7 protein-coding genes and 2 tRNA genes are annotated in these 7,715 nt (G+C 70.3%); 1 reads left to right on the top strand and 8 read right to left on the bottom strand.

Features of this window, described 5'->3' with window-relative positions:
* Positions 1-38 precede the first annotated feature (38 nt).
* The 7 genes from ACFWGZ_RS37265 to ACFWGZ_RS37235 form a co-directional block, all read right to left on the bottom strand.
* A tRNA-Arg gene (locus tag ACFWGZ_RS37265) sits at positions 39-111 on the bottom strand.
* A gap of 42 nt (positions 112-153) precedes the next feature.
* Positions 154-243 (bottom strand) — tRNA-Ser (locus ACFWGZ_RS37260).
* Positions 244-398: 155 nt separating this feature from the next.
* Positions 399-2,345 (bottom strand): acetoacetate--CoA ligase, encoded by a 1,947-nt coding sequence (locus ACFWGZ_RS37255; protein WP_382456298.1) that lies wholly within the window; start codon positions 2,343-2,345, stop codon positions 399-401.
* Between the two features lie 75 nt (positions 2,346-2,420).
* Positions 2,421-3,176, bottom strand: coding sequence for an ESX secretion-associated protein EspG (locus tag ACFWGZ_RS37250; protein ID WP_382456297.1), 756 nt, complete (start codon positions 3,174-3,176; stop codon positions 2,421-2,423).
* Positions 3,173-4,447, bottom strand: a complete 1,275-nt coding sequence (locus ACFWGZ_RS37245; protein ID WP_382456296.1) for a hypothetical protein — start codon at positions 4,445-4,447, stop codon at positions 3,173-3,175. The genes ACFWGZ_RS37250 and ACFWGZ_RS37245 overlap by 4 nt, the downstream gene beginning before the upstream one ends.
* Positions 4,444-4,929 carry a hypothetical protein gene (locus tag ACFWGZ_RS37240; protein ID WP_382456295.1) on the bottom strand — a complete coding sequence of 162 codons (486 nt, stop codon included), beginning with the start codon at positions 4,927-4,929 and terminating at the stop codon, positions 4,444-4,446. Before ACFWGZ_RS37240 ends, ACFWGZ_RS37245 begins: the two co-directional genes overlap by 4 nt.
* 193 nt (positions 4,930-5,122) lie before the next feature.
* The gene (locus ACFWGZ_RS37235) at positions 5,123-5,764 is read right to left on the bottom strand and encodes a dienelactone hydrolase family protein (protein WP_382456294.1); all 642 of its coding nucleotides are present in this window, start codon (positions 5,762-5,764) and stop codon (positions 5,123-5,125) included.
* Positions 5,765-5,838: 74 nt separating this feature from the next.
* Here ACFWGZ_RS37235 and hisC point away from each other — a divergent pair, with 74 nt between their 5' ends.
* Entirely contained in the window at positions 5,839-6,906 is a 1,068-nt protein-coding gene (hisC, locus tag ACFWGZ_RS37230) for a histidinol-phosphate transaminase (RefSeq protein WP_382456293.1), read from the top strand.
* Here hisC and ACFWGZ_RS37225 read toward each other — a convergent pair whose 3' ends face one another.
* Positions 6,907-7,656 carry a sulfite exporter TauE/SafE family protein gene (locus ACFWGZ_RS37225; protein ID WP_382456292.1) on the bottom strand — a complete coding sequence of 250 codons (750 nt, stop codon included), beginning with the start codon at positions 7,654-7,656 and terminating at the stop codon, positions 6,907-6,909. It abuts the gene before it with no gap.
* Positions 7,657-7,715 lie beyond the last annotated feature (59 nt).

Raw genomic sequence — 7,715 nt, 5'->3', positions numbered from 1 at the left:
AGACCCCGGTGGACATGTCCACCGGGGTCTCGACGTTGTGCGCTCGGCAGGATTCGAACCTGCAACCTTCTGATCCGTAGTCAGATGCTCTATCCGTTGAGCTACGAGCGCGTAATATTCAATTGTAACCGATCCCCTAGAGGCTCGGCCTTGCGGAGGCTCCGGGATTTGAACCCGGGATGGGGGGTTACCCCAAACCGCATTAGCAGTGCGGCGCCATAGACCAGACTAGGCGAAGCCTCCCGGGACCATCCTTGGCCACGACGCATAGGTTACACAGGTCCTCAACCGACTTGCAAAACGCCCCCCTCCCCACCCCGTTCGCGCTGGTCAGAGCATGTGCGGAGGGGCGGAGAGGGGCGTTAAACGCCTGGTCGCGGCGAACGGAGTGATCTAGATCATTCCGAAACGAGTTCCAGGAAGGGTCGCAGCGACTCGGGATTGCGCAGCGCGCCGCGGCTCACGGCCTTGTCCGGGTCGGCACCCGCCAGGATCTTCTTGACCGGGACCTCGCACTTCTTGCCGTTCAGCGTCCGCGGAATCTCGGCCACGGCCACGAACCTGTTCGGCACGTGGCGCGGGGAGAGCGACGAGCGCAATTCGCGGCGCAGCACCGGTTCCACGTCGGCGAGCTGCACGCCGTCGAGCACGACGAAGCAGAGCAGTTCGCCTTCGGTGACGCCGGAGGTGTCGATCACCAGCGAGTCGACGACGCCGTCGACCGACTCGACCACGCGGTAGAACTCCGAGGTGCCCATGCGGACGCCGCCGCGGTTCAGGGTCGAGTCGGAGCGGCCGTAGATCACCGCCGAGCCGCGCGGGGTGATGCGGATCCAGTCGCCGTGGCGCCAGATGCCGGGGTAGGTGTCGAAGTACGCGTCGCGCAGCCGCGAGCCGTCCTCGTCGCCCCAGAAGAACACCGGCATCGACGGCATCGGCTTGGTGATCACGAGCTCGCCGACCTCGTCGTCCAGTGCGGTGCCGGCCTCGTCGAACGCGAAGACCGACGCGCCGAGGGCCCGGCAGGACAGCTCGCCCAGCCACACCGGGCGGTCCGGGGAGGCGGCCACGAACGCCGTGCAGAGGTCGGTGCCGCCGGAGACCGACGCGATCTGGACGTCCTTGCCGACGGCCGAGGCGATCCAGCGGAAGCCCTCCGGCGTCAGGGGCGCGCCGGTCGAGCCGACGACGCGCAGGCCCGTCAGGTCGTAGCTCTCGGACGGGTTCAGACCCTCCTTCAGGCAAGACTGGACGTACGGCGCCGACGTGCCGAAGTACGTGACGCGGTGCTGCTCCGCCAGGTGCCACAGGACGTTCAGCGACGGGTAGGCCGGGCTGCCGTCGAACAGGACGATCGTCGTGCCCACGAGCAGGCCGCCGACCAGGTAGTTCCACATCATCCAGCCGGTGGTGGTGAACCAGAAGAAGCGGTCGCCGGGGCCGAGGTCGCCGTGCAGGGCCAGCATCTTCAGGTGCTCCACGACGATGCCGCCGTGGCCCTGGACGATGCCCTTGGGCAGGCCCGTGGTGCCGGACGAGTAGAGCACCCACAGCGGGTGGTCGAACGGCACCGGCGTGAACTCCAGCGGCGCGCCCTCGTTGGCCGCCACCAGCTCCGCGAACGACAGCGCGTCCGGCAGCGCCGCGCCGTTGTCCAGGTAGTCGATCAGCACGGTGGCGCGCAGGCCGGGCAGCTGCGCGCGGATCTCCTCGACGACCGGGCGGCAGTCGAACGACCGTCCGTTGTAGACGTAGCCGGAGACCGCGACGAGCACGGCGGGCTCGATCTGGGTGAAGCGGTCGGCGACGGCGCGGGCGCCGAAGTCCGGCGAGCACGACGACCACGTGGCGCCCAGCGAGGCGGCGGCCAGGAAGGCGATCAGGGCCTCGGGGGCGTTCGGCACGAGTGCGACCACCCGGTCGCCCTGCGAGACGCCCAGAGAAGCCAATGCGGCCCGGAAAGCGGCCACGCGCGAACGCAGCGCACCGAACGTCAAAGAAGAAGTGACGCCGTCCTCGCGGTGGAAGATCACGGCCAGGTCGTCGTCGTCACCGCGACGCAGCGCGTGCTCGGCGTAGTTGAGCGTCGAGCCGGGGAACCACCGGGCGCCCGGCATGTCGGTGGAGCCCAGCACGCGCTCGGGCGCGGTGTGGAACTTGACGTCGAAGTACGAAGCTATGGCGCCCCAGAAACCCTCGAGGTCGGCGACGGACCACTCCCACAGCGACTCGTAGTCGGGGAAGTCGTGGCCGCGCTCGGAGCTCAGCCAAGCCCGGAACGCGGTCATCCCGTTGTCCCTCGCGGGGTCCGGGCGCCACAGCAGTTCGACGTCGGTGTCGGTCATGCCCCATGTCTAACCCAGGCAGAACCGCACGTCCATGTGTGATTGGCGGACTTGCGCGAGCCCGCCTGTATGGGCCTATCCCGCCGCGAGCAGCTCGTCGACGGCGCTGGTCAGCCGGGCCGCGTCCGCGGGCGCGAGCACGAGCCAGCCGTCCTGCTTGCGCAGGAGGTACCGGCCCTCGCGGGTGTCGAGCCACGACACCGAACGGCCGGTCGGGCGCGGCACGCCATCGCGGTTGCGGGCGGTCAGGCCGAGCTCGCCGCCGCCGATGCGGGACGTGACGAGGCGCAGCAGCGTGTGCGCCTCGGGTTCGCGGACGCCGGCGCCGCGCAGGACGTCGAGGAACGCCTGCTTGCCCTCCTGCTCCCCCGCCTTGCCCGCGCGCACGTAGTCGTCCCAGCGGACGTTCACGGCGCGGCCGGTGCCCGGCGCGAGGCCCGGCAGCGACGACACGGTGGCCGAGGCCAGCGACGTCGGGTGGAACGGGTAGAGGTGCACCTCGCCGTTCACGCGGGCGCCGAACGCACCGCCCCAGCCCGCGCAGGCGATGCCGCGGGCCAGTTCGGTGCCCTTGAAGAACGCGATCTCCAGCGCGCGGTCGAACTCGCCGAGGCCCGCGACCAGCGCGCGCAGGTCGGGGTCGGGGCGCTGGACCGTTCCCAGCCGGCGAGCCTGCAGCGTCTGCGAGCTCGTCTCGACGAGGCGCTGCCGCGCCGCCCGGGTCGCCCCGACGTGGGGCGTTCCGAGCGGCACGGTGCGGTCCTCGCCGTGCACGGCTTGCCACAGCAGGAAGAACTCCTGCGAGCTCACCGTGAACTGGCGTTCGCTCACTGACCGATCACCGGCGGAGCTGCCTTGCGGTCCAAGCCGAACACGTTGTCGTCCTCTTCCAGGTAACTCGCGCTCTTGTGCTCACGCGCGTCGTCACGGCCACCGCCACCGGCGGCACCGGCCATCGGCGCACCGCCCATCGCGAGCGGGTTCTGGAACGCCTTCGTCTGGTTGCCGCCCGCCTGCGACGCCGCGGCCGCCGCGGCACCGGCACCACCGCGCGTGGCCTCGTTGACGCCCGCGGCACCACCGGCGACACCGGGTCCGCTAGCACCGCCCGCGCCACCGCCGCCGCCCTGGCCGCCGGAGTTGGGGTTGAACGGCCGGGCCATGCCCATGCCGCCACCGAACCCTCCGCCGCCACCGCCACGGCCACCACCGAAGCCACCACCGCCACCGCCGCCACGCGACGACGCGTTCGTGGTGCCGCGGTTCTGGTTCGTCGTGGGACTGGTCGCCACGGGAGCGCCCGCGCCCCCGCCCGCGGTCGTGTCCGGGGTGCCCGGCGTGCGCGTGCCGCCCAGGTCGGGCGTGGTCGGCGTCGGGTTGACCGGGTTGACCGGAGGCGTGAACTGCTGCGGCACGGTCTGGTCGACCGCGGCCGAGTTGCGCTGGAACGCCGCCATGACGTCGGCCGCGAGGCGGTGCGAGGCGTCGTTGGCCGCGAGGGTCTCGACGGGGCTCGTGCCGATGGCCTCGAAGCCCGCGAACTCACCGCCGGTCGTGCGGACCAGGCGCGCGTCCTGCAGGTTCGACACCGCGCCGAAGCTGTCGGCCTGGTCGACCGTCATCAGCCGGTCGCGCAGCACCGGGTTGACCGCCGCGTCGGTCGGCACCGGCGCCTGGGGGGCCGCCGGGGGCGGGGGCATCGCGGCGCGGGCGGTCTCGACGTTGCTCGTCTCGGTCGTGATGGCCGCGGAGACCTTGGTGGCGTAGGTCGCCGTGTCGTCGACCCAGTTCGTGACCTCGGTGAGGCCGTCGCGGGCCAGGCGCGCGGACTCGCTGTCCCAGCCGACGCTCGAGTCCTCGACGGCCTTGAGCAGGTTCGCGCGCACGCCGGCGATGTCCTCGCCGATCTTCGCCCAGTTCGTGGCGGCGGCCTGGGCACCGGCGAGGTTCACGCCCGTGTGCACCATGTTGTAGAGCTGCTCGTGCGTGTACGTCATCCAGTCGACCGGCTCGTGCAGGTCGTTGCGGTCGTACTTGTGGTCGTCGTGCCGCGACCCGTTGCCGCCCTTGTCGCCCTTGTTGTCGTGCGATCCGTAGCTCACCAGGACCCCCCGGCGTTCTTCATGGACTTCTCGGCATCTTCATCGGCGTCGCGCATCGTGTCGCGGTTGCGGCTCAGGGCGTTGCTGATGTCGTCGAGGACCTTGAAGAGGTCGAGCAACGCCTTGGCCGCGCCGGAGTCCTCGCCGACGGCGAGGTCGTTGAACCGGGCGCTGATCGCCTTGGCGACGGGGTTCTCCCCGAGCTGCAGCGGCGTGGCCAGCTGGTCCGTCGCGCGCTTCCACAGGTCCATGACCTGGTCGCGGGCGGCGTCGACGGCCTTGATCAGGGCGTCCGCCGCTTCGAAGTCGAGCGTCAGCTTGCCGCTGTCGGCCGCCTGGTCGAGCTTGGCCGCGGCGTGGCTCGCCTCGGCCTTGTCGACCAGCATCTGCGCCTGCATGGCGGGCTTGGCCGCCGCCAGTTGTTCCGCCGTGATCGGCACGGTGGTCGACGTGGTCGTCGCCGTAGTCGGATCAGGCGTCACCACTGGCGCCGCCCCCGTGCCTGTCGTCGTCCCACTCGTCCCAGTGCCTTCAGCCATCCCTCACAACCCCCTGCACTGCTTAACTCGTCACCGCAGCACTGGGCGTTACTCGTCACCACACCCAGTCGGCCGTCCGAAGCACTCCTTAGATGTACCCGGACGCCTGTTCGGTTCCAATCCGCCGGAAAGACCCTTACCTCATGTGTGCGTCGAACCAGTTCAACGCACGAGCCCATGCTTCGTCACTCGAAACGTCGAAACGGACGACATCCGACGCGGTTTCCGACCTGATCACAGCATCACGAAGCTTGCTCACTTCTTCCGAGTCGTCGTCGCGGTAGATGCCGAGCCACGGGCACGACAGGTCGGACGCGACGTCCACCAGCGCGGGGAGCCCGTCCGAGAGGGGCTCGAGGATGCCGGGTCCCTGCACGGTGACGGCGGCGCCGATCGTGCGGCTCGCGGCGACCACCATCGCGACCGAGCCGCCGATGTCGAAGCCGACGACGCCCATGCGGTCCGCACCGACCCCCCGCTGCCCGAGCCAGACGAACGCGACGTCGGTGTCGGCGAGCAGGCGGTCGCCGTTGAGCTTGCTGACCCGGTCCCTGATGTCGTCGCCGTGCACGCGGTCCTCGTCGTAGAGGTGCGGCGCGATGGCGAGCCAGCCCTCGCCGGCGAGGCTGCTGACGAGCGTGCGCACCCCGGCGGTGATCCCGCGGGCCTCGTGCAGCACCACGAGACCGCCCCGCACGGCGGAGTCGGGTTCGGCGATCGTCACCCGCAGCTCACGGCCGTCGGTCAGGGATAGCGTCTCGACGCGGGTAGTGGTCATGGTTCACCCTCGCACGCCGGGGTGAACTCCAGTCAACGTGACCAATCGGACGGAGCAATGCGAGGATCGGGAGCATGACCGTGCGAACCCGTGCTGACCTGGCGTCCCTGCCGTCCTACGTGCCCGGCAGGACCATCCCCGGCGCCATCAAGCTCGCGAGCAACGAGGTGTCGGCGGGACCGCTGCCGAGCGTCGTGAAGGCGATCGCCGACGCGGCCACCGCCATCAACCGGTACCCGGACTCCGGCAGCACCGAGCTGACCGCCCGGCTGTCCGAGAAGCTCGGCGTGCCCGCGGACCACCTCGCCCTCGGCTGCGGCTCGGTGACCCTGTGCCAGCAGCTCGTCCAGGCCACCTGCACCGAGAACGACGAGGTGCTGTTCGCCTGGAGGTCCTTCGAGGCCTACCCGATCGTCACGCACGTGGCGGGCGCGAAGCAGATCCGCGTGCCGTTGAACTCGGAGCACACGCACGACCTGGACGCGATGCTGGCGGCGATCACGCCGAACACGCGGATGGTCTTCGTCTGCAACCCGAACAACCCGACGGGCACGGCGCTGCGCACCGAGGAGATCGAGGCGTTCATCGCCCGTGTGCCGGACGACGTGCTGGTGGTGCTCGACGAGGCCTACAAGGAGTTCGTCGACGACGCGCACGTCCCGGACGGCGTCGAGCTCGCGAAGCAGCTGTGGGCGTCCGGCCGCGACAACGTGGCGGTGCTGCGGACGTTCTCCAAGGCCTACGGCCTCGCGGGCCTGCGGATCGGCTACGCGGTCGCCCCGCCGGCCGTCGCCGATGTGCTGCGCAAGGTCTACGTGCCGTTCTCGGTGAACGCGCTGGCCCAGGTCGCCGCGATGGCGTCGCTCGACGCCGAGGACGAGCTGATGGTCCGCTGCCGCGCGATCGTCGCCGAGCGCATCCGCGTCCGCGGCGAGCTGCAGGCGATGGGCTACGAGGTGCCGGAGACCCAGGCGAACTTCGTGTGGCTGCCGCTGGGCGAGCGCACCGCGGAGTTCAACGAGCACTGCCTGACCCACAAGGTCGTGGTGCGCGCGTTCGTGGGCGAGGGCACCCGCGTGACGATCGGCGAGCCGGACGAGAACGACGCGTTCCTGGCCGCCGCCCGCGCGTTCGCGCTGTAGCTACCTGGTGAGCAGCTGAACGATCGCCGCGACTCCCACCACCACGATGACGCCGCGCAACACGGCGGGTGGGAGTTTGCGGCCGATCTTCGCGCCGATCTGCCCGCCGACGACCGAGCCGACGGCCAGCAGCAGCACGACCAGCCACGCCACGTCGGCGATGAAGATGAACATGACTCCGGCGACGAGGTTCACGAACGCGGTGAGCACGTTCTTCAGCGCGTTGAGCCGCTGCAGGTGCTCGCTCACGAGCACGCCCATGAGCCCCATGACGAGCACGCCCTGCGCGGCCCCGAAGTAGCCGCCGTAGATGCCGGCCGCGAACACGCCGAACCACAGCAGCAGACCGCCGTCGTTGTCGTTGCGCCGGTCCGCGAGCTTGCGGTTGAGCCACGGCTGGATGACCACCAGCACCAGCGCGATCACGATCAGCACCGGCACGATCGCCGTGAAGGCCTTGTCCGGCAACGTCACCAGCAGGATCGCGCCGACGATCCCGCCGAGGATCGACGCGGGCAGCAGCCGCTTGATCCGGCCGGCCTGCCCCTTGAGCTCCTCGCGGTAGCCCCACGCGCCCGACAGCGAGCCGGGCACGAGCCCCAGGCTGTTGGACACGTTCGCCACCACCGGCGGGTACCCGACGGCGAGGAGCACCGGGAAGGTCACGAGCGTGCCGCTGCCGACGACGGTGTTGATGCCGCCTGCGAACACACCCGCGATGACCACCGCGATTGCTTCCCAGACCGTCATGTCACCCCCAGAACCCGATGGTTCGCGACGCTAACACTCCGCTCGGACCAGCGAACTGT

This window comes from Lentzea sp. NPDC060358 (assembly GCF_042725365.1).
GTDB lineage: Bacteria > Actinomycetota > Actinomycetes > Mycobacteriales > Pseudonocardiaceae > Lentzea.
Note: the sequence above shows the minus strand (reverse complement) of the source record. Positions and strands in the feature narration are given on the sequence as shown.

What these genes read in the sequence shown, in the direction of transcription:
- ACFWGZ_RS37225 (WP_382456292.1), bottom strand. Translation starts at nt 7,656, where the DNA reads ATGACGGTCTGGGAAGCAATCGCGGTGGTCATCGCGGGTGTGTTCGCA.
- ACFWGZ_RS37235 (WP_382456294.1), bottom strand. Translation starts at nt 5,764, where the DNA reads ATGACCACTACCCGCGTCGAGACGCTATCCCTGACCGACGGCCGTGAG.
- hisC (WP_382456293.1), top strand. Translation starts at nt 5,839, where the DNA reads ATGACCGTGCGAACCCGTGCTGACCTGGCGTCCCTGCCGTCCTACGTG.
- ACFWGZ_RS37255 (WP_382456298.1), bottom strand. Translation starts at nt 2,345, where the DNA reads ATGACCGACACCGACGTCGAACTGCTGTGGCGCCCGGACCCCGCGAGG.